This is a genomic window from Holdemania filiformis (assembly GCF_003459085.1).
Lineage (GTDB): Bacteria > Bacillota_I > Bacilli_A > Erysipelotrichales > Erysipelotrichaceae > Holdemania > Holdemania filiformis.
Genome location: NZ_QRUP01000008.1, coordinates 49,717 through 72,879 on the forward strand (window position 1 = coordinate 49,717; position 23,163 = coordinate 72,879).

20 protein-coding genes, 1 tRNA gene and 2 CRISPR repeat arrays (1 of these 23 only partly in view) are annotated in these 23,163 nt (G+C 48.7%); of the genes, 14 read left to right on the plus strand and 7 right to left on the minus strand.

Annotated elements, in window-relative coordinates; all coding sequences use genetic code 11:
* The first annotated feature begins 41 nt into the window (after nucleotides 1–41).
* Genes DWY25_RS07910 through DWY25_RS07920 form a run of 3 tightly spaced genes read left to right on the plus strand, consistent with a single transcriptional unit; the run spans nucleotide 42 to nucleotide 2,931 of the window.
* A complete protein-coding gene (locus tag DWY25_RS07910) occupies nucleotides 42–938 on the plus strand; it encodes a hypothetical protein (RefSeq protein WP_117894782.1) in 897 nt (298 codons plus the stop codon).
* Nucleotides 935–1,744, plus strand: coding sequence for a ChbG/HpnK family deacetylase (locus tag DWY25_RS07915; RefSeq protein WP_117894783.1), 810 nt, complete (start codon nucleotides 935–937; stop codon nucleotides 1,742–1,744). Before DWY25_RS07910 ends, DWY25_RS07915 begins: the two co-directional genes overlap by 4 nt.
* Nucleotides 1,744–2,931 (plus strand): N-acetylglucosamine-6-phosphate deacetylase, encoded by a 1,188-nt coding sequence (locus DWY25_RS07920; protein WP_117894784.1) that lies wholly within the window; start codon nucleotides 1,744–1,746, stop codon nucleotides 2,929–2,931. The genes DWY25_RS07915 and DWY25_RS07920 overlap by 1 nt, the downstream gene beginning before the upstream one ends.
* 227 nt (nucleotides 2,932–3,158) lie before the next feature.
* On the opposite strand, the gene DWY25_RS07925 is transcribed toward DWY25_RS07920, so the two are convergent.
* Nucleotides 3,159–4,562: an amidohydrolase gene (locus DWY25_RS07925; protein ID WP_220412927.1), complete on the minus strand. Its 1,404-nt coding sequence runs from the start codon at nucleotides 4,560–4,562 to the stop codon at nucleotides 3,159–3,161.
* 205 nt (nucleotides 4,563–4,767) lie between these two features.
* Between DWY25_RS07925 and DWY25_RS07930 the strand changes: the two genes are divergently transcribed.
* The 3 genes from DWY25_RS07930 (at nucleotide 4,768) to DWY25_RS07940 (ending at nucleotide 7,190) form a co-directional block, all read left to right on the plus strand.
* Nucleotides 4,768–5,199, plus strand: coding sequence for a hypothetical protein (locus DWY25_RS07930; protein ID WP_006061010.1), 432 nt, complete (start codon nucleotides 4,768–4,770; stop codon nucleotides 5,197–5,199).
* Between the two features lie 34 nt (nucleotides 5,200–5,233).
* Nucleotides 5,234–6,349: an alanine racemase gene (gene alr / locus DWY25_RS07935; protein ID WP_117894786.1), complete on the plus strand. Its 1,116-nt coding sequence runs from the start codon at nucleotides 5,234–5,236 to the stop codon at nucleotides 6,347–6,349.
* 337 nt (nucleotides 6,350–6,686) lie between these two features.
* On the plus strand, nucleotides 6,687–7,190 hold the full coding sequence (locus DWY25_RS07940; RefSeq protein ID WP_117894787.1) for a hypothetical protein: 504 nt from the start codon (nucleotides 6,687–6,689) through the stop codon (nucleotides 7,188–7,190).
* A 54-nt stretch (nucleotides 7,191–7,244) separates the two neighbouring features.
* On the opposite strand, the gene yfcE is transcribed toward DWY25_RS07940, so the two are convergent.
* Nucleotides 7,245–7,787 (minus strand): phosphodiesterase, encoded by a 543-nt coding sequence (gene yfcE, locus DWY25_RS07945; protein ID WP_117894788.1) that lies wholly within the window; start codon nucleotides 7,785–7,787, stop codon nucleotides 7,245–7,247.
* A gap of 136 nt (nucleotides 7,788–7,923) precedes the next feature.
* Between yfcE and DWY25_RS07950 the strand changes: the two genes are divergently transcribed.
* Entirely contained in the window at nucleotides 7,924–8,628 is a 705-nt protein-coding gene (locus DWY25_RS07950; protein ID WP_117894789.1) for a GntR family transcriptional regulator, read from the plus strand.
* A 286-nt stretch (nucleotides 8,629–8,914) separates the two neighbouring features.
* Nucleotides 8,915–9,433, plus strand: coding sequence for a metal-dependent transcriptional regulator (locus DWY25_RS07955; RefSeq protein ID WP_181981749.1), 519 nt, complete (start codon nucleotides 8,915–8,917; stop codon nucleotides 9,431–9,433).
* A 240-nt stretch (nucleotides 9,434–9,673) separates the two neighbouring features.
* Here the strand turns inward: DWY25_RS07955 and DWY25_RS07960 are convergent, their stop codons facing one another.
* Nucleotides 9,674–10,525, minus strand: a complete 852-nt coding sequence (locus DWY25_RS07960; RefSeq protein WP_117894791.1) for a delta-lactam-biosynthetic de-N-acetylase — start codon at nucleotides 10,523–10,525, stop codon at nucleotides 9,674–9,676.
* A 274-nt stretch (nucleotides 10,526–10,799) separates the two neighbouring features.
* Between DWY25_RS07960 and DWY25_RS07965 the strand changes: the two genes are divergently transcribed.
* From DWY25_RS07965 to DWY25_RS07985, 5 genes are all read left to right on the plus strand, one after another.
* Complete coding sequence (locus DWY25_RS07965; RefSeq protein ID WP_117894792.1) at nucleotides 10,800–11,441, plus strand: ECF transporter S component; 642 nt, start codon at nucleotides 10,800–10,802, stop codon at nucleotides 11,439–11,441.
* A gap of 91 nt (nucleotides 11,442–11,532) precedes the next feature.
* Nucleotides 11,533–12,735 carry a bifunctional phosphopantothenoylcysteine decarboxylase/phosphopantothenate--cysteine ligase CoaBC gene (gene coaBC / locus DWY25_RS07970; protein ID WP_117894793.1) on the plus strand — a complete coding sequence of 401 codons (1,203 nt, stop codon included), beginning with the start codon at nucleotides 11,533–11,535 and terminating at the stop codon, nucleotides 12,733–12,735.
* 3 nt (nucleotides 12,736–12,738) lie between these two features.
* Nucleotides 12,739–13,521, plus strand: a complete 783-nt coding sequence (locus tag DWY25_RS07975) for a type III pantothenate kinase (RefSeq protein WP_117894794.1) — start codon at nucleotides 12,739–12,741, stop codon at nucleotides 13,519–13,521.
* Nucleotides 13,518–14,081 carry a Maf family protein gene (locus DWY25_RS07980; RefSeq protein ID WP_117894795.1) on the plus strand — a complete coding sequence of 188 codons (564 nt, stop codon included), beginning with the start codon at nucleotides 13,518–13,520 and terminating at the stop codon, nucleotides 14,079–14,081. Before DWY25_RS07975 ends, DWY25_RS07980 begins: the two co-directional genes overlap by 4 nt.
* Before the next feature lie 50 nt (nucleotides 14,082–14,131).
* Nucleotides 14,132–14,205 (plus strand) — tRNA-Thr (locus DWY25_RS07985).
* A 464-nt stretch (nucleotides 14,206–14,669) separates the two neighbouring features.
* Nucleotides 14,670–15,036: direct repeats of the CRISPR family, unit length 33 nt; unit sequence ATTTCAATCCACGCACCGGATGAGCGATGCGAA.
* A gap of 147 nt (nucleotides 15,037–15,183) precedes the next feature.
* Here DWY25_RS07985 and DWY25_RS07990 read toward each other — a convergent pair.
* From DWY25_RS07990 to DWY25_RS08005, 4 genes are all read right to left on the minus strand, one after another.
* Nucleotides 15,184–16,011: a SagB/ThcOx family dehydrogenase gene (locus tag DWY25_RS07990; RefSeq protein ID WP_244925950.1), complete on the minus strand. Its 828-nt coding sequence runs from the start codon at nucleotides 16,009–16,011 to the stop codon at nucleotides 15,184–15,186.
* 93 nt (nucleotides 16,012–16,104) lie between these two features.
* Nucleotides 16,105–18,042, minus strand: coding sequence for an FAD-binding protein (locus tag DWY25_RS07995; protein WP_117894797.1), 1,938 nt, complete (start codon nucleotides 18,040–18,042; stop codon nucleotides 16,105–16,107).
* Between the two features lie 97 nt (nucleotides 18,043–18,139).
* On the minus strand, nucleotides 18,140–19,306 hold the full coding sequence (locus tag DWY25_RS08000; RefSeq protein ID WP_181981750.1) for a sensor histidine kinase: 1,167 nt from the start codon (nucleotides 19,304–19,306) through the stop codon (nucleotides 18,140–18,142).
* 169 nt (nucleotides 19,307–19,475) lie between these two features.
* Nucleotides 19,476–20,183: a LytR/AlgR family response regulator transcription factor gene (locus DWY25_RS08005; RefSeq protein ID WP_117894799.1), complete on the minus strand. Its 708-nt coding sequence runs from the start codon at nucleotides 20,181–20,183 to the stop codon at nucleotides 19,476–19,478.
* A 214-nt stretch (nucleotides 20,184–20,397) separates the two neighbouring features.
* Here DWY25_RS08005 and DWY25_RS08010 point away from each other — a divergent pair, with 214 nt between their 5' ends.
* Nucleotides 20,398–21,480: a hypothetical protein gene (locus tag DWY25_RS08010; RefSeq protein WP_117894800.1), complete on the plus strand. Its 1,083-nt coding sequence runs from the start codon at nucleotides 20,398–20,400 to the stop codon at nucleotides 21,478–21,480.
* A 245-nt stretch (nucleotides 21,481–21,725) separates the two neighbouring features.
* Nucleotides 21,726–23,163: direct repeats of the CRISPR family, unit length 33 nt; unit sequence GTCGCATCGCTCACGCGGTGCGTGGATTGAAAT (it continues 6 nt past the right edge of the window).

The window sequence follows — 23,163 nt, forward strand, 5'->3', positions numbered from 1 at the left end:
ACTGAGCTTCATAGCCTGTTTTAGCCTTCGGAGGTGAAAGCATGAAAGATGAAATGATGCTCGTCGGCGTAACGCTGGCGCGCCGCTATACGCGTAAACAAAAAGAGATATTCCTGGCGGAAGTGTGCCGGCAGTGCCGTGAAGCTGGATGGAAGACGGAATTTCAAACCCGGCATTCCCGCATGCTGCATGTATGCAATCTGGTCATCGGCGATCTGGCGCATGCGAAGACGGTAATTGCCTGCGCTTATGACACGCCGGCTAGTGCACAGTTGCCAATCCGTTATTATCCGTTGAATCCACGGAAGAACACTCAGGCGGAAAGCTGGAATTTGGCGTGGGAATGGATTTTAGGCGCGGCGTGCTTTTTGATCGCCGCAGGGGCGGTTTATACGCTGCACTGGTTGAGTCCAGCGATGAAAATCGCCGCGGTTTTGGCTGCGGTCCTGGCGGCCTTGCTGGGCGTCAGCTTACTGCACAGCCGGGGAAACCGCGTTAACTTCAACCGCAACAGTGCTTCTGTAGCCTTGATCCTGCGTTTGATCCAGGAGTGTGATCCCAACTCTTCGACGGCGCTGGTGCTGGTCGATCAGTGCTGTAATTCCTATGAAGGGCTGAAGCTGCTCAAAGAGGCTTGTCCTTCTCGTGCCGAGGTGATTTTACTGGATTGTCTGGCTCAGGGTGAAAAAGTCGTCTGCGCTCATCGAAAAGGAGTTGACGTCTCGGACTTGCTGGAGGAAGATTGGATTAACAAGGAATATGAGGATCCGGACAATGGTCTGCGGTTTTTCGAACGCGGCGTGCTGCTGGCATCCGGCGCGATTAAAAAGCATCAGTTCGTTGTACGGCATACACGTTCTAAACGGGATTGCCATGTGGATATCCCGCGCTTAGAGCGAATTTTGGAAAAATTGAAAGGCAGGATAAAAGCGGAATGAGAAAATTATTATTTCAAAGTGATGACTATGGCTTAACGGATTCTGTTGCCGATGGCATTCTGAAAGGGATCGATCAGGGAATCATCCGCAATACGGGCTTGTTTGTCAACATGCCCAGCTCCGCCCGGGCTGCGGAGAAAATTCGCGACCGGCAGGGTATCTGCGTCGGCATCGACATCAATCTGGTCGCGGGACGGCCGGTCAGCGATCCGGCAGAGGTTACTTCCCTGGTGAATCCGGAGGGTCATTTTGTGCCTTCGGTTCAGCGCATGCGTGAGGGCCGGATCATCGGCCGGCAGGGAATGTGCCTGTGCTTTGAAGAAGATCCTTATGATTACGAACAAACGTTGCTGGAAACGGACAATCAAGTCAAGCGTTTTATTGAATTGATGGGGCGCAAGCCGGACTATTTTCATGGTCATTCGATGGCGACACCCAACACCCAGAAAGCAGCGCGGGCGATCGCGGAGAAATACGATATTCTGATGACGACGGATGTGATGAGCGGCAGTCAGGTTTCAATGATTCCCTGCACATGGACGCCGAAGCCGTTTCCGATTGAGGATCAGCTGAAAACGGATGTGGAACAGGAGTTTCTGAAGTCACTGGAAGCGTCGTTATCCCATGAAATTGGTTATTTCATCTGTCATTGTGGTTTTGTCGAGGAAGATTTGATGAAAGAAACAACTTACACGATGATTCGGATGAAGGATCTGGCGATGGCGACGAGTCCGAAAGTCAGGGCTTTCCTGCAGGAGCATCAGATTGAATTGATCACTTACCGTGATCTGAAGGAGGAGCGCTAATGTTTGTACGATCACATCGAATTGTCACTGACCAGGGAATCGTTGATGGAATTCTCAATCTTGACGAAGGCCGGATTGTGGACATTCTGCCGCCGACAGCACGGGTTGCGATCACGGTGGACGCCGGGAATCACCGGATATTACCGGGGATTATCGACACGCATAATCATGGCACAATGGGTTACGGACTGATGGGCGAGCAGGCGGATCCGGAAGCGGCAGTCCGCGGTTACTTAAAGGGTTTGGCGTCCCAGGGTGTTACGGCATGTCTGCCGACCGCGGATTTCGGTTTGTTCGAGGCGATTGTCAAGGTGGCGCAGACGCCTGTTGACGGCGCGAAGCCGATCGGCATCCACAGCGAGGGTCCGTATTTGAACCGTGTGGGAGAAAAGGGAATTGATACCGGACATCCGGATATTGATTTAAAGCATGTCCAGGCGATGATCGACACCGCCCAGGGGATGCTGAAGCTGGTTGCGATCGCGCCGGAAATCCCGGGCGCAAGGGAAGCGATCGAGCTGTTGACGTCGCAGGGGGTCCGCTGTGCTTTTGCCCACAGCAACGCGCTGTATCAGGAAGCGTTGGCATCTTTTCAATGGGGGATCACGGTCACGACGCACACGGCGAACGTCATGGCGGGGATCCATCATCGCCGGATGGGCGGTCTGGGCGCCTGTCTGCTCAACGACGAGGTTTATAACGAACTGATCTGCGACGGCCTGCATGTCGCGAATGAAATGATCGAACTGATGCTGCGGGTTAAAAAGAATCCGTTTGATAAGTTCATGATGGTGTCTGACAATGTGCCGATGGCGGGGGCGCCGATCGGCCGGTATCACCTGTCCGGCATGTTCGACGTGAATATTGATGAAAAGGGTTATTGTTTATCGGATACCGGAAGGTTGTGCGGATCGACGCTGCCGGTGATTCGCGGCATTCGCAATCTGGCGGAGAATCTGCATCTGCCGCTGACGGAGATCGTCAAGATGAGTTCGCGCAATCCGGCGCAGGTCTACGGCACGCCTCAGAAAGGCCGGCTGGCAGCGGGCATGGATGCGGACTTCATCATTATCGACGAGGATTATCAGGTCCTGAAGACCTTCAGCGAAGGGCGCTGTGTGTATGATGCTGAGAAAGACACGGATTTGTTCAATCCCGATTTTCTGAAGGCCTGCGCAGCGGAATAAAGCGTTAAAATAGAGATTGAATCATAAAAAAGAATGGGGAACATGAACCCGGATCAACGCTCTGCCCAGAAGACAGGCGGAAGTTATCGCGGATGTTCTATGAACTCCATTCTTTTTCTTGTTGGAATTGAATCGTGCTGTGCGCGGCAAGCGGAATGGTTTTTAACCGTGGATTCATGCTTGCTTTGGCGGAAAGAGAAATCTGACTGCCGGCACAAGCTGAGTGTTTATTGGATAATGTGCGGTTTCACATCGCTGGGAATCAGGCATTCATAGGTCTGCCCCCCTAGCCGTTCATCAAATTCGGCTTTTGCCTTCGTTATGATTTCTGGCTGTTCAAAACATTTTTCAACGGCTTTCGCCATGACTTCCGCTGCCAGCATCATCCCCTTGTAGGCCAGCGTGGACTTGCCTTGGGCAACCCATTGCCAGGTATGTCCGCCTGCGCCGTAGCTGTAGCAGGCGGTGTTGATCTGAGCCGTCGGAACAACCCAGCTGACGTCGCCGACGTCGGTCGATCCCATCGAGCATTCGTCAACGCAGCGGTGACGCAGCACGATATCGCAGATATCGCTGTTCTGGATGTTGGCGATGAGCGTCTTGGGTTCAGCGATACTGGCCGTGACCTCGCTTTCCGGATCGAGCGGATAGGTATCGCGGAATTGCTTGGCGTAAGCGCGTTCAGCTTCGGTATATTCCGGAGCGCCGGTTTCTAAGAAAGCCTCTTCCAGGACTTGTTCCAGCGTGAAGTTTGGAATGACGTTGCTTAAGCCTTCGTCAAAGATGACGTCGCAGGTCGTACCGGTCATCAGCGCGGCGCCTTTGGCGATATTGATCACGCGTTCATAGAGTTTCTGACATTTCGGATTGGTTGTGGAGCGGACGAGATATTTAACTTCCGCTTCCGCCTGGACGACATTCGGGGAAATCCCGCCGGCATTGGTGTAGGCGTAATGGACGCGTTCTTTGGAGTCCATGTGTTCGCGCAGATAATTGACGCCGACACTCATCAGTTCGGCGGCGTCCAGCGCGCTGCGGCCCGCTTCCGGATTGCCTGCGGCATGACTGGAAACGCCGTGGAACCGGAAATAACATTGAATGCAGGACTGATGGGAACCGGAAGATACGACGTTGAGCGTGGATGGATGCCAGGTGATCGCCGCATCGGCGTCCGCGAAGAATCCGTCGCGTGCCAGATAGGCTTTGCCGCTGCCGCTTTCCTCAGCCGGACAGCCGACCATTTTGATCGTTCCCGGCAGCTTGTTCTTTTCCAGATAGTCTTTAACGATCATTGCGGCGGCAATCGAGCCGACGCCTAACAGATGATGGCCGCAGCCGTGGCCGGTCGCCATTCCTTCGATCGGTTTGTACTCGGCGACGTCCGCTTCCTGACTCAGACCGTAAAGCGCGTCAAATTCCGCTAACAGGCAGATTACCGGCTTTCCGCTGCCCCAGACCCCGACAAACGCTGTATCCATGCCGCAAAGACCTTCAGTCACCTGGAAACCTTCCCGGCGCAGGAAATCACTCATGGCCTTCGCTGATTTGTGTTCCAGAAAACCGGGTTCAGCGTAGCCCCATAGTTCTTTCTGCAATTCATATAATGCTTGATTCTGCGTCTTCGATAACACGGTAGAACCTCCTTCTCTCATTTAAAAAAATGATACTCTGGGAAAGCGGAAAAGTAAAGAAAACGGTTTCCAAATTGTTTTTTCCGCTCTATTTCCTGACGACAGGCAAAATTACCTGTTAATGATTTGTAAGATTCTGTCTGCGGATCGCCCGTTCTCTTTTAAATTTGATTGTGCTATACTGGGAGTATTCAGGAGGTCTTGTATGCTTAAAATTTACAATAAACAGGCGCTGACCCGCAATGAACGGTTCATTCGGGCAGTTGGATATGGCGTTGGGGCGACCGTGGGACTGACGATTCTTTACGGTCTGCTCGCGCGGTTTCTCATGTTTGAATTCTCGGTGGTTTACCTGGCATTCGGTTATGCGATCGGCACGGTCATCCGTAAATATGGGCGTGGAGTGCAGGTGCGGTTTTCCGTTCTGGCGGCGGTGCTGGCCGTGGTTTGCTTCCTATTCGGCGATATGATCGCTTATTTTGGCTTTGGTGTGTTTACGATGGGATTTCAGTTCTTTATGCTTGCGTTCAGGATGGTTTTGCAGAGTCTGATCGGCACAAGTATGAACGCGTTGTTGTCGCTGATGTTCCGCATCGGCGGGGTTTATCTGGCTTATACGACTTCCCGCTTTGTCTAAGCGGCAGGGTGAAATCAGGAAAAGAGGAACAGACATGTTTTATCGGGAGAGCTGGGTTGAGGTCGACCTGGATCAGATCAAAGAAAATATCCGCTGGCTGCGCCGGCAGACGAACCGGCAGTTTATCGCGGTGATCAAAGCGAATGGTTACGGCGCCGGCGATGGTCCGGTTGCGCGGGCAGCCTTGGAAGCGGGGGCCGCGATGTTGGCGGTGTCAAGCTTGGATGAGGCGTTGTCGTTACGGTATCAGGGAATAACGGCGCCGGTTTTAATCTTAGGCGTTGTGGATCCGTCCCAAGCGGAGCTGCTTCTGCGGTATGATCTGGCGGTGCCGGCGGTATCGCTGGATTGGGTTAAGGAGCTGGTTCAGGTCCCGGTCAGGGGTTTGAGAGTACACTTAAAAGTGGATACCGGCATGCACCGCATCGGAACGGGGAATCTTGACGAACTGCGGGCGATGTTAACGCTGCTGCAGGAAAATGGCGCCGCGGTCGAAGGCATTTTCACGCACTTTGCCTGCTCGGATAATCCGGATAATGGGATGACCGATGATCAGGCGGCTCGATTCGAACACCTTGTTCAAGCTCTGGATACACCGTTTCGCTGGGTGCACAGCAGTAATTCCGATGCGGCTGTGCATTATCCGAAGGCGCCGGGCAACGCGGTTCGCTGCGGACTGGCGATGTTCGGCGTGACTTCCTACGCGACGGCGCTGAAGCCGTGTGTCAGCTTATACAGCCGATTGGTCTATGTCAAAGCGTTGCCGGCGGGGCAGCCGGTGGGCTATGGGGCGACCTATACGACGCAGAAAGAGGAGTGGATCGGAACTTTGCCGATCGGTTATGCCGACGGCTGGATTCGCAAGCATCAGGGGCGGCAATGCTGGATTGAAGGGGAAACCGGCGACTTTGTCGGGCGGATCTGCATGGATCAGGCGATGATCCGACTGCCGCATGCGTTTCCGGTGGGAACGAAGGTTGAACTGTTCGGCCCGCATCTTCCGTTGGAACAGGTGGCGCGGGAGTTGGGAACGATTCCGTATGAAGTTTTGACCCTGCTGAGTGATCGGTTGGCGAAAGTCTATATCGAAGATGGCCGGATCCGTGAAGTTGCGAATCCGCGCCTGGACCGGTTAATGCAGGAACAATAGAGATTGGGCTTTTTGCCTTGCTGCCTTTTCGGCAAACCTGAACTCGTGATGAGGAGAATAGCCATAAGAGCCTTCTGTAATTGTTAAGATTACCGGAGGTTTTTTGATTCTGGCTTTCTTTTAACCGCTGTAATCTTGAAACGGAGGAGAAGAAAAGATCCGCAGTTTGTCCTGTTGATCTATTGTCTTGATCTTCATTTTAGGGAATGAAGGATGGGAAAGGGGGCTTTGGAACGGTTTGGGACAAAATTGAGACAAGAAAATGGAAGAAATTTCTGAAATCTGGGAGGCTTTTGTAAAAAAAGCGCAATAGTATTAGTAGGAGGAGATTATTCCCATGATTATGAATGTGAAAATTACATGTTTTCCAACCTTGTCGCAGCGCCGCCAGCTCTGCGCCTTAAGCCACAGCGCAGCGCAGTTCCGCGAAGAATTATTTGACGCGATGATCCACCACCCTCACTTGATAGAAGACGCGCCCTTGCCGGATGTTTATCAGTCGCTGCCGACGGCGATGCTTCAGCAGGTCTGGAAACAAGCTCAGCGGATGAAGCTGGGTACCAAAAGAGATCAATACCGCATCCGGCACACCCTGCCTTCTTGTCAATGGAAGCGAACTGAGATGGAAGTCCGGGAGAATCAGCTGGTGCTGGATTCGATCACTCAACCTATTTATTACATCGCTCCGGTGGCTCAGCGGCATTTAATGAATCAGGGGGAGGTAGTCAAAATTACGTTAAAGGAGGCGGAGGATCAATGGGCAGCGGTGCTCTGTCTGTTGATTGACGAACGTAAAAAAGAGCTTCCCAATGTGGAGAAGCCCGGTGCAGTCAAGGGATAAGCCGCTGCTGAAAAATCATTTTAACAGCGGCCATCGCTAGAGTTTCATTTGCATTTAGAAGGTAAGCGATTGATAGACATCGTGATCGATGGTCATGATCGTAAACCCGTGTTCATCCAGCAGTGCATAGGTGTGGGGTGAATTTTCTTTTGGCAGCGTGATTGAGCCGGGATTGAGCAGCGTGATTCCGTTTTCCTGCCGGATGACAGGAATATGAATATGGCCGAACAAATAGATATCGCCGGGAAAGCTGTGCGGCGGCGGATCGAGCGGGAACAGATGACCATGCGTCGCCGTAATCCGGCGTCCGCCCAGGAAAAGGGTTGCGCAGTCGCGCAGAATATCAAAATTCAGCAGCATTTGGTCTACTTCGGCGTCGCAGTTGCCGCGGACGGCAATGATTTTATCGGCCAGCGGATTGAGCAGCGCGACGACTTCCTGGGGATTGTAGCCCTGCGGCAGCGGATTGCGCGGCCCGTGATAGAGAATATCGCCCAGCAGCAGGATTTGATCCGGTTTGTGCAGGGCATAGGCTTCAAGTGCTTTTTTTGTGTAATCGGCAGAGCCGTGGATATCAGAAACGACTAAAAATTTCATAGCTTGTCCTCCTTATCGCAAGCATTATATCATGCTTGGGAGCGGCTGTGAGACTTTCGCCTGAAATGGCGCGGAAAATTGAACCTTGAATCCCTTCCGGACACCTTGTATACTAACTGTATGAGGGGGACTCAGGATGGATAAATTGGAGATCTACAATCAGTTAAAGGAAGAAATTATCGATCTGAAAATTGAACCGGGGGCGTTGATCAGTGAAAATGAAATATCCCGTCGGTTTGAGGTGTCCCGAACGCCGGTTCGCGACGTGTTCCTGCGGTTGTGCAACGATGGCTTGCTGGAAGTCTTGCCGCAGCGGGGAACAAAGGTGTCGCTGATTGATATGGAGTTAGTCATGGCCACGATCAATATGCGGACAATCGTGGAAATTCAAATCTTGAAAGATGGTATCGAGCGGCGGACCCCAGCCCAGCTGCAGCAGCTGAAAATGGATCTGGAACGGCAGCGGCAGGCAATCGCGCAGAAGCGGACGCCGGATGAATTCTACGCGTTGGACAGTGAATTTCACGAGCATATCTTCGCAATTGCCGGTCAGCGGGCAATGTGGCAAATCATCAATCAAATGAAAGTCCATTATTCGCGATTCCGGATGCTGGACGTCAAAGCCAATTTCTCAATGAACGAACTGCTTCATGAACATGAGGAAATTGTGGAAATTGTGGAAAAGCGTCAGCGGGAGCGCTGCGGCGAGGTGATGCGGTATCATTTGGAAGGCGGCGTGCGGCGTCTGCATGATCGGATCCAAGGGGAATTCAGCCGGTATTTTCTGTTGCCGCCAGATGAAACTGAAACGCAGCTTCCGGAAAGCGGCCAGCGTTATTAAATGAAGGAAAGCTGGAAAAACAAGCGTAAAAGGATTAAGTCGAATACAGGAAATCAGGCGGGCAGCGCTATCTGGGGTTTGATTGTTACCTTTCTGCTCGCGAATGCGTCAGATCCGGGTAAGTTTGTTTAGAAGTGAAGACTGGGGTTTTGGAACTCCGGTTTTTTTCTTGTTCTTTTCCCTGAATTCCAGGCAAGCAAGCATCTCTTTCGGTGACAGCCCGGACTGCCTGCTGATCCTGGCATAGAATGGAATGGAAGCTGTATGTGGAGAAGAGGCGAAGGTGATGGTGGAAAACAAGGGATTCCGACCGTTTCGGGAAGCGGCGCGGAATGAAGCGGATCAGCTGAGGGCCGCGATGGAAGACTATTTGGAAATGATATACCGGCTGCAGCAGGAAAATCAAACGCTTCGGGTGTCCGCCTTGGCCGGCGCGCTTCAGGTCGGGCGCAGCTCGGTCAGTAAAATGCTGCGAAAATTGGCGGCTGAAGGTTTTCTGATGGTGGAAAACTATGGAAATGTACAGTTGACAGAGAAAGGACGGAAACAAGGGAAAGCCTTGCTGGAGCGGCATCAGCGGGTAGCCCGGTTTTTGCAGCTGGCTGGAATTCAAGCGGAAAAGCTGCTGGAAGAAACTGAAAAACTGGAACACATGAGTTCCCCGGAAACGCTTCGATGTCTGGATTTACTCGTCGATTTTTTCGATCAGGATGCAGCGGCAGAAGCGCGGTTGGAACATTTGCGATCGAAAGCGCAGCATCAGCGGGAATACACTTCCCAGACGAATGAAAATGAAGATCGATGAAACGATGAATTCGCCATGGTGATAAACAAGAGTAAAAGCTTTATAAGTGCGCCTGCTCCATTAAAGCAAACTGCTAATTTTGCAGCCTTATCGCAACTTTTATCGCAAGAGGCCGCAAAGCGAAAACGTCAATCGAAAAGAAAAAGGCAAATCCTTTAACAGCTCAGTCTCTGTAGTAATATCGGATTTGTCTTTTATTGTTTATTTTAAGAAAGAGGATAAGTTTTTCATTTGTAAATCCTATTTTAAATCATAGCGGGCTACTTCATAATTCAACTTCCGCAGGCCTTCGATCAACTCGGGGAGGATCTGCATGTTGGTATCCGAGACCGCGTGCAGAAGATAAATGGCGCCGGGATGCGCGTTATCCAGGTTTTTCTTCAGCGCGGCTGCCGGATCGGGCTGATCGGCGACATTGTAATCATAGTAAGCATAGGACCACAGCACGGTCTGATAGCCTAATAAGTTACATAAGGCCAGCGACTGCTCGTTGAATTCTCCCTTCGGCGGGCGGACCAGCGTCATCTTGTATTGAAACTGATCTAATAACAACGCGTCCAGCTGCATGATTTCATCATAAACCTTCTCAATACTGATGGTCGGGAAGGAGTGATGATGATAGCTGTGATTGCCGATCACATGGCCTTCATCGATCATCCGCTGAACCAAATCCGGATTTTCCAATACATATTGCGATGTGACAAAGAAGACAGCGCTGACGTTCTTCTCTTTCAGCGTATCCAGAATCTTTGGCGTATTTCCGTTTTCGTAGCCATTGTCGAAGGTCAGATAAACCTTTTGATCCGGCCGGCCGACAAAGACAGCGTCGTAAGCTTTATACTTTTGATTCGCAAGCACAGCGTCTGCGGGCTGGCCGTTTTCGTCTTTGTCTTTGCCTAAGCCCCACGCCTGCATCCGGGCGTCCAGCGTACTGAATTGCGAAAAGTCGATATCGGTTTCCGGAATATTAATTTCCGGAACATCATCGGTTATGGATCCGACCTTTGCCGTTGGATCGTTATTCCCGGGCTGGCTCTGGCATCCGCTTAATAAAAGCAGACTGATTAAAATGACATAGGGTATTCTTTTCATCCGTTCACCTTCATTTCCTGTACCGTTAGTATGGCAGCTGTTCAACAAATTCAGAGCTGTCTATTTTTGGTAGAATTTTGTCGCCTTCCCGTCGTGAAACGGTTGAATTGAAGGGGATCTTGAGTATAATAAATATGAATTCCCACAATCCGGATTTTCACATCGCAAGGAGATCGTAACGGACTTCTATCCGATGGACGCAATTCCGGCAGGGATTCTTGAATTTCAGTACGCTGTATCCTGGAAAAGGAGCGGCAGGAGGAAAACAGAAAATATGAAATCGAAACAGAAGACGAAGAACATGGTGTTGCTGGCATTATTCGGCTGCATCGAAATTGTGCTGATGCTGACGCCGTTAGGTTACATTCCGATCGGTCCGGTGCGGGCGACGACGCTGCATATTCCGGTCATTCTGGCAGGAGTTCTGATGGGGCCGGGAGCCGGGAGCGCAATCGGCTTGATCTTCGGGATCAGCAGCGTGATTATCAACACCTTGACGCCGACGGTGACCTCGTTTGTTTTTTCCCCGTTTTATTCGGTTGGCGAATTTCACGGGGGACTGGCGAGTTTGATCATTGCGATCGGACCGCGGGTTTTGTTAGGCTGGCTGGCCGGTGTGTTGTTTACCTTGCTGATGAAAACGACGAAGAAGATCAATGTCAGTCTAATCCTGGCAGCGCTGATCAGTACGTTGACGCATACAGCCCTGGTCATGCTGGGAATTTATGTTTTCTTCGGCTCGGCGTATGCCGCGGTAAAAGGGGTTGCACTGTCAGGCTTGGCAGCCTTGTTGTTGGGGGCAGTCATGACGAACGGTCTTTTGGAAATGGCGATCGGCGTTGTGATTGTTCTCGCGGTTGGCCGTGTTCTGCTGCCGCTAACGAAAGGAAAGATCAAAAAAGCCGCCGGAGAATAATCGTAAAAACTACAGATATAGATTTTGCGATGCGCAAGCCGAAGTGAGTGAGAATATAGAAAAGACCGTTTTTGACGGCAGGGAGGAACCGATGAAAAAAACTGTGATTTTAGGCGTCACCGGCGGTATTGCCGCATACAAAGCGGCGCAGCTGACGAGTGATTTGAAAAAGCTGGATCTGGATGTTCATGTGATCATGACCCGCAACGCGACGGAGTTCGTCAGTCCGCTGACTTTTGAAACGCTGAGCGGGCATCGGGTTAGTGTGGATACATTTGACCGGAATTTCGAGTATCATGTCCAGCATGTTTCGCTGGCGAAACAGGCGGATGTGTTTGTGATCGCCCCGGCAACAGCGAATGTGATCGCCAAGCTGGCTCAGGGATTGGCGGACGATATGCTGACGACGACTTTTCTGGCCTGCAGCTGCACGAAAATTATCTGCCCGGCGATGAATACCGGGATGCTGGAAAATCCGACGACGCAGGAAAACCTGCGGTTATTGAAGGCTCGCGGAATGCGGATCGTAGAAGCGGACAGCGGTTTGCTGGCGTGCGGCGATGTCGGCAAAGGGCGGCTGGCGCCATTGGCTGTGATTGAGGATGAGATTGAGCAGGCTCTGATCAAGGAAAAGCCGCTGGCAGGATTGAAGGTTCTGGTCACTGCCGGCCCAACCTGGGAGGCTTTGGATCCGGTCCGGTATCTGACGAATCATTCCAGTGGAAAAATGGGATATGCGATTGCCAAAGCCGCACGGAACTGGGGCGCGAAGGTTACGTTAGTTCATGGCCCGACGGCTTTGCCTGCTTTGCGCGGAGTGGAGGACCAGCCGGTGACTTCCGCTCAGTCAATGGCTGAAGCGGTGTTCAGCCGGGCTTCTGAATCAGATCTGATTATCAAGGCCGCGGCCGTGGCGGATTATACTCCAGTGGAAACAGCTTCTGAAAAAATAAAAAAGACAGATGGGGAATTCCAGCTGACTTTAAAGCGGACCCAGGATATTCTGAAAGCCGTAGGTGAGAGAAAGCGGGATGATCAGGTGTTGTGCGGATTCGCGATGGAAACCGAGCAGCTGTTGGCACGGGCGCGTACAAAATTGGCATCCAAGCATGCCGATCTGATCGTCGCGAACGATTTAAGGGAAAGTGGAGCTGGTTTTGGAATCGATACAAACCGGGTCACGGTAATCACGGCCTCGGGTGAAGAAATGCTGCCGCTCATGCGCAAGGAAGATCTGGCCTATGAGCTGCTGAAGCGTTGTCTGGCAATTTTGAAAGAGAAAAGGGAGAAATAGCCTATGTTGATGACTTTGGATGTTGGAAATACCAACATTACAGTCGGCGTGTTTGATCATGACGATTTAAAAGCGACATTTCGGATGACGACGAAAACGCCGCGGACTTCGGATGAATTGGGAATGGTATTGTGGACGATGTTGTCAACCCGGCTGATTGACAGTTCTCTGATTCACGACGTCGTGATTTCCAGCGTCGTTCCGAAAATCATGCATTCCTTGGAAAATGCGGTGATTAAATATTTCCATTGTACACCGCTGATTATCGGCCCGGGAGTGAAGACGGGAATCTCTGTGAATTCTGAAAACCCGAAAGAGGTGGGCGCTGATCGGATTGTGAACGTTGCGGCTGCTTATCATTTATATCATCAGGCGTGTTTGGTCATTGATTTCGGTACGGCCACGACTTATGATTACATTTCTGCCAAAGGGGTGTTTGAATATACTGTGATTTCACCTGGAATTGAGATCGCTGCGCAGGCTTTGTGGTCGATGACGGCAAAATTGCCGGAAATTGAAATCATCAAGCCGGAGCGGGTGTTGTCAAAGAATACGGTGTCCGGAATGCAGTCGGGGTTGGTCTATGGTTATATCGGTCAGGTGGAATATCTTGTGCGTCGGATTAAAGAGGAGCTGAATCAGCCGCAGTTGAAAGTAATCGCTACGGGAGGATTGGGCCGCATTTTGGTAAACGAAACGGATTGCATTGATGAATATGATCCGGATTTGGCGTTTAAGGGAATGAAGATTATTTATGATAAAAATCAGAAAGGAAATCGCGAATGAAGCGTGAATTAATCCTTGCGAGCCAGTCGCCGCGCCGGCGTGAGCTTTTGGAACGCTGCCATGTTCCGTTTCGCATCGAAGTCGCGGATATTGATGAAGCTTTGAATCCGGATATTCCGCTGGAAGCGGCGATGGAGGAGTTGGCTTGGCGAAAAGCGCACACTGTGTTTGAAAGGCATCCGGAAGCGGTAGTGATCGGTGCGGATACGATCGTGGTGTTGGAGAGGCAGATTTTAGGGAAACCTAAAGATGTGGAAGAAGCGAAAGCGATGCTTTCTCGGCTATCGGGGAAAACGCACCAGGTCATGACCGGCGTATGTCTGCTTTCCGCTGATCAGAGGGTTTGCTTTAGTGATGTGAGTGATGTGGAATTTTATCCTTTAACAGCGGAGGAGATTGACACTTATGTAGCAACGGGCGAGCCGTTGGATAAAGCGGGAGCGTATGGAATCCAGGGCGAGGGATTTTTTCTGGCGAAGAAAATTACTGGTGATTTTTATTCGATTATGGGATTCCCGGTTGCGCGTGTCCTGCGAGCTTTGAAAAAGTTTGATTTCTAAAAAAAGACTGTTGCATTTTTTATAAGTAACTGATATTATATTAAATGCCTGCCGATATAGTTCAATGGTAAAACGGAGCAATGGTAATGCTCAGTTCCCAGTTCAATTCTGGGTATCGGCACCAGTTAACAATAAAGCCCTTAATTAAGGGCTTTTTTAATACCTTCGTTTTCCATTCGTACCCCAAACGTATCATTTTCAGATTTTTCGTGATTTTGGTCGATGTTTTGTGTTTTTACGAACAACGGGATGAATAGAAGCAATCGTGTTGGTTTCGTGGTCGTTAGAGTTTTAATTTTTTAAGTTTACCTAGTTGAACTCATTTGCTCAAGGTATTGTTTTATTTTTTTGTAAAGCAGATCCGCGGAGCAACTTAATGATAACCGATACAATGTTTGATAAGAGTTTTCTAATAAAACGTTTCTGTGTTGGATCGAATCCCGCTTATTCTTAAGTGAGATTTTTTTTCGGCCTAGTTAATTCGCATAAATTGAAAAAGTTTTAATTCATACGCTGCCTGTATTAAGAGAGGGGTATCATTTGTGTGATTCGACGTACATATCTCCGTTGGGTTGTTAACGTGCAGATATTTCAATCCACGCACCGCGTGAGCGATGCGACCCTTTGGTTAATAGATTGTCCATCGTCTGAGCCTATTTCAATCCACGCACCGCGTGAGCGATGCGACGGCGTTAGACTGGTGGAATACCTACGTCATGACGGATTTCAATCCACGCACCGGATGAGCGATGCGACAGACTACACTAAAGGTACAGATATCGATGCACCTATTTCAATCCACGCACCGGATGAGCGATGCGAATTAATCAATCCTTTCTCCTTGCTCAACGATTCACATTTCAATCCACGCACCGGATGAGCGATGCGAAATTTCCTTTCAGCAGTATGAGTCATTTTCCCGATTTCAATCCACGCACCGGATGAGCGATGCGAAGCAAATAAGAAACTTAATGACTTCTACTTGTTTCCTATTTCAATTCTATGATAAACAATCTTGGGTACACTTGCAATATTTTCTTTAATTTTCACATTTTCCCGGTGAGAACCTCCCAGGATTTTTATGTTCACTTCACGTTCGCACTTAAAGACCTTCTTCTTCCACAAATCGATAGAAACCTTTTTCTTTCTCAATATCCGCAGAACTAATCGTTCCTACAGGTGCAGTATAAATAATAAATTCCTCATCTTTATCCAATCCAAAAATGTCACTGCAAACTTTATCATCAAACGCCGCAATCCCGCAAACCCCTAAATTTAGCGCAGCGCAGCCCAGATATAAATTCTGTCCAACATGTCCCACGTCGATCAATGCCACTCGATGCGCCCGAATCCCATATCGCCACTCGCAACGATAGGCTACCAGCGACCAATAGAAAACAACACTCGCTTTGCTCGCCCAGCGCTGTCCGCACAGTGAATCCGAAATCATCTGCTCTTCATCATCTATTCTATGTAAAAATTCAAGCGCATGCTCCATTGGTAAATAATGATAAACTCCACAATCCAATCCCTCGCACATCCGCACAATCAAATACGTTTCAAATCCATGACGAGCACCGCCGGATGGCACAGTTCGCAATGTTGCGTATCTCTTTCCACGAATATCTTTCACCCCTTGACTTGCCCATAATAAATACGATAACTGAAGTAAACTAATCGGCTGCTGAGTAAAAACACGAGAACTATGCCGTCTTAATAAAATCTCAGTAAAATCCCCATCAATATCCAAATCTTCAAAATTCCGCGGCAGCATTATTCTCTGTTTGCTCATCGTAGCCTTCACGAGCGGTGGCTGCGGTTTCTTTAGCTGCTGATCAGACACAAAATCATCCTGATCCACTAGACTCTGACAATGCAAAAATTGCCGGCCTTCCCGAATAAGTCTCTGTATGCGCTTCTCATCCATCATTTTAAGACCCTCCCTTTTCTTTATTATAACAGTCCGCAAGAAAACAAAAAGAAAAACTCCATCCCAACAAAGCCAGGATGGAGAAAATCATATCTATTTTTTTCCGCAAGTGTGCCCTGCCAGCCAACCATGGGTCATTGCCATACCGACAGAGTTGCCTGCCATCGGCGTGCTGTAACCTAAGCCATAACGGCCACCTAAACAATTACCCGCCGCATACAGGTTGCCGATCTTTTCCCATTGTGTATTCAGCACGTTTTGTTCCGCATCCGTAACCAGTCCTGACAACGTAACCATTGACGGGTTGCCGCCATGACCTAAATTTCCAGTTCCGCCATAGAACGGCGCTTTTTCAATCGGGATCATGAATTCTTTATCTTTGCCATAATCTGTATCTCCCTCGGCTGAATGGCATATCTCATTATAATGCGCAATACTGTCAAGGAAATTCTGTTTTGCTTCCCCCTCATAACCTAACAAGTCTGCTAATTCTTCCAGCGTATTGGCAGCAAAAACCGTCCCCTTCATCATTTTCCGTTCTGCCAGATTTGCCCCTGTGACTGTCGAGCCTTCCGGATTGCCGATCTCAACCGCATCCATATCGGCTTTCAATACATCGTAAAAATCATCCATGCCAAAGTTAGGTGCTCCGTGATCCAGCGGCGCCTTCGCTACAGTTTCGCTCCAGTTCGCATCCGTGACATAGCAAGCTAAGCCTGCCGGCTGACGTTTAGATACGGAACCCAGCTGACTGATTGCGCCTTCGTTGCAGAAACGCTTGCCTTCAACATTCAGCATCAACATCGGGCAGGTTCCCCAAGGACCACTTACGCCGCCGCCCAGCGCCATCCATCCGCGCGGAGAAGCTTCAATCATACCGCCGGCCCAACAGCCCATTTTATGACCGATTCCGGCACGAATCGTCGTGCTCGCCCAATCTTCAGCCGTTTTTCCATCGCGTTCTGCCCATTCCATGCCTTCATTCAGCAAAGCCCAGCACATTTTCGGATCGCCGATGAAGTCACCTGCGCATAAAATAACACCTTTGTCCGCTGTGAATTTAATGTACTCTCCGTCAGCATTTTTTGCAATTAACCCAGTGACTGTCCCGTCATCTGCCTGGACTAAGACAACACCAGTATGCTCGAAGAACCACTCCGCTCCATGTTCCTGGGTATATTTAACAATGTATTTGTGGACAAATTCAATATTATTTCCCTGATAGCCATAGAACTGCGCATTGCATGGCCATGTTTTATAACCACCGCAGCGGATCGGATAGGAAACCTTTGCCCCGCTGTAAGCCGCCTGCGTGTTGCATAACGGATATTCAAACATATTGGACATGTCGAATTGCCCTTCATCCGGAACTTCGACCCCCGGAATCCGAACCATTGTGCCCTTCATGAAGACTTGGCTGTCATTCGCCTTTCGTTCTTCTTCGTATAAATTGTAAACTTCCTGATACCGGTCGAACATCGCTCCGGAATTCTGAACAAAACCACGGATGATATCCGGATTGCAGCGTCCGTTAGCACGCAGACAGAACTCGGAAGTGATTTCTCCGGTATTGTACGGGCCGAAACCTCGATTGATCAGAAACTGTGAATTGACGTGGCCAATATCCTCGCCAAACCAGCCGCCCATATTCGCCCCGGTATTTTCCAGATCGACAAAGGCACCCCAGGCCTGCTGTTCAATAACCGCGACACTCGCACCTTCATCAACCGCGCCAAGAGCCGCACCTAGACCAGAATGGCCACCGCCCAAAATGACAACATCAAATTTTTTTTCTTCTTTGATTTCTGAATCTGCAATCACAGGCTTTTCGCCCAACCAGTCGCCGGGCCCGCAATAACCTGGAACACGACCTGCCGCTGAAGCAGCATCATTGCCCGCCGTTACAACCGGTGTTGTTTCCGGCTGTGTCTCATTCGTTGAACAAGCACTGAGCAGTCCCATCGCTGCAACGCCTAAAGCGCCAGCCGCTGTTGATTTTAGAAAATCACGTCTTGAAATTCCTTTACCCATAAGTTTCTCCCTTCGTTCATGGTATTTTTATCCTACCATTGACGATATTGAAAAAAAATGGGGTATGTCTTCTTGGACATTTTTCCTGTCTGCTTAGTCAATCTTTTAACAAAGTTTCAGGTAAGGGTAAAAGAAGCGTCAGGATAAAATGATTTTCGATCACCTCTGTACTCATTGTTCCATGATATTTTTCAACAGTATAACGAATACTACGCAAACCATAGCCATGTTCGGCATCGTGTTTGGTGGATTGCAGCTGATTCTTATGCCAGATCAACATTTCACTTTGACAAGGGTTATTAAAGCAGATAACGCACCAGACTTGGCGGCGGCAGACTTTGACGTTTATTTCTCGCTGATCAACTGGTAATTCGCAGACATGTTCAATTGCATTGTCCAGCGCGTTGGCAAAAATCGTCGTTAAATCGGCTGGTGATAAAAGATCCAGCAACTCTGCCTGAATCATCGTCAAGAGCGGAATGTTATTTTTCATACACTGTTCATGCTTATCAGTCAAAATTACGTCTAAAGTTTCATTACCTGTATCGACGAAATTTTCAAACCCTGCCATTTGCTCCTGCAGCGTATTCAAATATCGCCGACGTTTTTCATGATCTTCCAGCTGTTCCAATACCTGCAGATGATTTTTCATGTCATGATATTTCTGATTCACGATCTCCATTGTCTGCTGTCGATTCTCTACCTGCCGGTATTGCAGCTTCAGCATCGTCTGCATGCGCTGCAAGTCTTCTTCCTTGCGCTGACTTTCCATCATCCACTGCACGCCGATGATCGTTAAAAACCCACAGACACTGGCAATACCTTCGATCGAAATCGCCTCCAATCCGCGCGCCCAGCTTTCCTTGCCTAGCGTTTCCGCAAACGTGCCAATATAGACCACCGGAACGACGCTCAGAGCCACCAATCCCATATAAATCGGATTTTGCCGGGTTAAATCATAACGAAAAACCATTTTTTTAACGGGTGTCAACAGCAGCAGGTAAATACCAAGCAAACTCAAGCTGGAAATTAAGCGCAGCCCCCATGCGGAACCTTCGACCAAAAAATTCGTCGATTGCGCGCTGATCATCAGATGACCGATCAAATGTCGGACAAACCGAGTCGCCAAAAACAGGACAACGACATAATAAAAACATTCCCGCCATTGGCAGCCGCAATACAGCCGAACAAAAATTGTCAGCGTTAAATAGGTTTCCAAAACATACAGGATACTGTAAATATCACGGGTTTGCTGAGAAGTCATGCTGAGTATATTCCAACAATAATAGATGATGATCAAAAGGAGTGGCCATCCCCAGCGACGCCAAAGGGAACAGGGGCGCAGAGGTGCCAGATAATACAGAATCGCCAACACTTCACAAAATGTAAAAAGCAATAGAAACGCAAGATCAAACAAAGCTTCCGGTGTCATATTACAGCGACCTTCCCACATGTTTCGTCAGAGCGTCCATAAATTCTTTCCGGCGGTACTTGCTAACTAATAATTCGTCCTTTCCAACTCTAACCGTCGTTTTATAAACCTGCTTCACATAATCCATATTGACTAAATAAGCGACATGACAGCGGAAAAAGCGTTCATCCAGCAAAGCTTGCAAATTCTGAAGGGGTTCACTGCAGCACAGTACTTGGGTGTCCGTATGGATTTCAAGATGCCGGCTGACAATTTCGACATAGCATATTTCATCCATTTTCAGCCAGACCCATCCCTGAGTTGTCTTAATTGAAATTCGTTTTTCCTTCTGCTTTCTTTCAATGCGGCGTATGGCTTTCATCAGTTTTTCTTTAAACAGAACAGGGTTCACCGGCTTCAGAATAAAATCCATCGCTTGCACAGCATAGCCTTGTATTGCATATTGGGCAAGATTCGTGATAAAAATGATGATCAGATCCTCATCTTGCTTTCGGATCTTAGCGGCAGCCTGCATTCCATCCATTTTATCCATTTGGATATCCAATAACGCCAGATCAAAAGAATGCGGAGGCATGGAGGAAAAAGTTTCACCATCCTGAAAAACAGTAATTTGCAAATTTAACTTTTCATCATGCTGGATTTGATTCAGAATTTCTTCCATACGTTGGATTTGCGGTAAATAGTCTTCTACCAGCGCCACTCTGATCATCGTCGTTCCCCCTTATGTTTCCTTGTGAAATCTTTACGTTATTCGTATCATATCATAGTTTAAGAGACCAAACAATCCGGATCCAGAAAAGCAGATTCCCTTACAAAGACTACTTGGGCATTTTTAGTGACTGATTGGAAATCGTGATCTTCTTTTTTCAGCGGCAATTCGTGATATAATGAACGAAAAGAAAATAGGAGAGGATTATTTATAGATGAATACAAATAAAACGATGGTCATGGCGATCAATTTTCCATTCTGTCTGCAGGAAGAAAATTTAGCGCATCCTTTTCAGATTCTTGGGGATTCACAAACTAAGCTGGATTATATGGAAGCGTTGAGCCGTGAGATTCATAGTGCTGCGGATGATTTTCAAGATGTTGCTTTTACTGCAGTGAAGTTTGCTGGATGTCCGACGATCATGAATGCGGATAAGTTAGGAATGTTATTGCATCAAATTCGACAGGAATACCGGCTAGCGGATTTCTGCGAAGTGAGTATTGAAACGTTGCCCAATACCGTATGTGTCCCTTTATTAAGTGGATTGAGTCAGGGACAGCCTACTCGTTTCCAACTAAGAGTTCATTCACTGCAGCCACGCGAATTGCTGACGTTGAAAGTTCCGTTTACCCTGCCGGATGTGCAAAATGCGGTCTTATTTTTGGATAAATTCCGGGTTAATAATGTTTCTATGGTATTAGATCTGGGAATTCCTGGACAGACGTTTGTTTCTTTAAAGCGCACATTGCGTTCTTGTTTGGAAATGGAGCCGGATCATCTAATGCTTCAGCCGTATCTAGGGCCGAAAGGACAGGCAGATCAAAAATTACAGCGACGTATGTTACTAGCTACAGATGAGTATTTAAAAGAGCAGGGGTGGATTGCCTATGCACCTGGGCTTTATTGTAAAAAGGAGTGCCGGGATCAATTCTTAAGTCAACTATGGTTACAAGGTGAGGTTGTCGGCTTTGGTTTAGATGCTTATTCCTGCTTTGATGGTTATCAGTACAGGAACACACGAAATTTGGAAACTTATATAAAGGAAGCTGAAAATTGTCAGCAGTTAATTGAAAATCCTCAGTCTTTATCATCGGAAGAAATGGCAATGCGAAAACTTCGCGGTCAGTTATTATTGGATCAGCAAGCTGCCGCTGAAGGATATACAGAGAATATACAAAGTGAAATTGATTCTTTTATACATCAGGAATGTCTTATCAATCGTGAAGGAAAACTATCTTTGACCGCTGAAGGATTGGGAGCTTTCTGGTTTAGCTTATTGAACGATGCTTATTATTAGAAACAGATAAAGGTCAGGAATGTTTCCTATAACATGTTCCTGACCTTTCTTTAAATTAGTAATAATTATTTACTTAGGAAAAATAAAGGATAATCTGGTGCGAACCTGAAGTGAACATAAAAACCTAGGGAGGTTCGCACCGGAAATTTGTGAAATTTATTTAAATAGTTGCAAGCTGCCAAGTGATTCGTTATTATAAGTATAGAATAAGTAACAAGTAAAACTTGTACAGTTTCTTATTTGCGGTCGCATCGCTCACGCGGTGCGTGGATTGAAATCTAAACTTGAAAATAAGCTTTTAAAGGAAAAACCGTCGCATCGCTCACGCGGTGCGTGGATTGAAATGACGGTGTCAAAATACTGTAAAACTCCCCATCGCGTCGCATCGCTCACGCGGTGCGTGGATTGAAATAGCTGCCGTTCTATTTCTTTGCGGTCTTTCGCGATAGTCGCATCGCTCACGCGGTGCGTGGATTGAAATCTCCTGACCGTCTGATCTGGCGCTGATGTTCCAGCGTCGCATCGCTCACGCGGTGCGTGGATTGAAATGATCATGCGGTACTTTCGTTCAAGTCTGCCTTCCGTCGCATCGCTCACGCGGTGCGTGGATTGAAATGCGATGTTTGTGGATTGTGGAAACGTATTGTCCAGTCGCATCGCTCACGCGGTGCGTGGATTGAAATCCCGAAGACCTATAAAAAAGGTGGCGCCACCAACGGTCGCATCGCTCACGCGGTGCGTGGATTGAAATACTTTGTCCCAGTTGATTGTTCCGTTATGCTTTGTCGCATCGCTCACGCGGTGCGTGGATTGAAATCCATCGAGCTGCCGCATCTTCTCACTGCCCGTGGTCGCATCGCTCACGCGGTGCGTGGATTGAAATTGAAATACTCGCAAACTGCGACGATGTCGGCCAGTCGCATCGCTCACGCGGTGCGTGGATTGAAATTTGGACGCTTCCACGGCCTGTTTTTCCAGGTCCTGTCGCATCGCTCACGCGGTGCGTGGATTGAAATTTCAACGCCGTTCATCGTCGTGTTTCTGACGTCGGTCGCATCGCTCACGCGGCGCGTGGATTGAAATTGTCCAATCTGGATCGTAGAATTTTAAGTAACTGAGTCGCATCGCTCACGCGGTGCGTGGATTGAAATACCTCACACCTCCTTTATTTGTTTGGAAACCTTGTCGCATCGCTCACGCGGTGCGTGGATTGAAATCAAGTTCCCACAGTTATACACGAATATCTGCGAAGTCGCATCGCTCACGCGGTGCGTGGATTGAAATAATGGCGACGGCGCAAGTAAAGAGTACAAGCTGACGTCGCATCGCTCACGCGGTGCGTGGATTGAAATATTTTGTCTGCGGTCGGCATTAAATCCTCAAAAAGTCGCATCGCTCACGCGGTGCGTGGATTGAAATTCTGTAGTAACAATGGATTGGTTGGTATTTGTTTGTCGCATCGCTCACGCGGTGCGTGGATTGAAATCAGCTGTTTGCCGCCGAACGGTGTTACAAAATTGTCGCATCGCTCACGCGGTGCGTGGATTGAAATTGTACGAGTTTCGGTATCGGGTATAAATTCTGTTGGTCGCATCGCTCACGCGGTGCGTGGATTGAAATTCACTTCCGGATTATCCGCAAGTCGGATATATCCAGGTCGCATCGCTCACGCGGTGTATTGAT

Coding starts and splice junctions, on each gene's coding strand:
- DWY25_RS07910 (WP_117894782.1), top strand. CDS start 42: ATGAAAGATGAAATGATGCTCGTCGGCGTAACGCTGGCGCGCCGCTAT.
- DWY25_RS07915 (WP_117894783.1), top strand. CDS start 935: ATGAGAAAATTATTATTTCAAAGTGATGACTATGGCTTAACGGATTCT.
- DWY25_RS07920 (WP_117894784.1), top strand. CDS start 1,744: ATGTTTGTACGATCACATCGAATTGTCACTGACCAGGGAATCGTTGAT.
- DWY25_RS07930 (WP_006061010.1), top strand. CDS start 4,768: ATGCTTAAAATTTACAATAAACAGGCGCTGACCCGCAATGAACGGTTC.
- alr (WP_117894786.1), top strand. CDS start 5,234: ATGTTTTATCGGGAGAGCTGGGTTGAGGTCGACCTGGATCAGATCAAA.
- DWY25_RS07940 (WP_117894787.1), top strand. CDS start 6,687: ATGATTATGAATGTGAAAATTACATGTTTTCCAACCTTGTCGCAGCGC.
- yfcE (WP_117894788.1), bottom strand. CDS start 7,787: ATGAAATTTTTAGTCGTTTCTGATATCCACGGCTCTGCCGATTACACA.
- DWY25_RS07950 (WP_117894789.1), top strand. CDS start 7,924: ATGGATAAATTGGAGATCTACAATCAGTTAAAGGAAGAAATTATCGAT.
- DWY25_RS07955 (WP_181981749.1), top strand. CDS start 8,915: ATGGTGGAAAACAAGGGATTCCGACCGTTTCGGGAAGCGGCGCGGAAT.
- DWY25_RS07960 (WP_117894791.1), bottom strand. CDS start 10,525: ATGAAAAGAATACCCTATGTCATTTTAATCAGTCTGCTTTTATTAAGC.
- DWY25_RS07965 (WP_117894792.1), top strand. CDS start 10,800: ATGAAATCGAAACAGAAGACGAAGAACATGGTGTTGCTGGCATTATTC.
- coaBC (WP_117894793.1), top strand. CDS start 11,533: ATGAAAAAAACTGTGATTTTAGGCGTCACCGGCGGTATTGCCGCATAC.
- DWY25_RS07975 (WP_117894794.1), top strand. CDS start 12,739: ATGTTGATGACTTTGGATGTTGGAAATACCAACATTACAGTCGGCGTG.
- DWY25_RS07980 (WP_117894795.1), top strand. CDS start 13,518: ATGAAGCGTGAATTAATCCTTGCGAGCCAGTCGCCGCGCCGGCGTGAG.
- DWY25_RS07990 (WP_244925950.1), bottom strand. CDS start 16,011: ATGATGGATGAGAAGCGCATACAGAGACTTATTCGGGAAGGCCGGCAA.
- DWY25_RS07995 (WP_117894797.1), bottom strand. CDS start 18,042: ATGGGTAAAGGAATTTCAAGACGTGATTTTCTAAAATCAACAGCGGCT.
- DWY25_RS08000 (WP_181981750.1), bottom strand. CDS start 19,306: ATGACTTCTCAGCAAACCCGTGATATTTACAGTATCCTGTATGTTTTG.
- DWY25_RS08005 (WP_117894799.1), bottom strand. CDS start 20,183: ATGATCAGAGTGGCGCTGGTAGAAGACTATTTACCGCAAATCCAACGT.
- DWY25_RS08010 (WP_117894800.1), top strand. CDS start 20,398: ATGAATACAAATAAAACGATGGTCATGGCGATCAATTTTCCATTCTGT.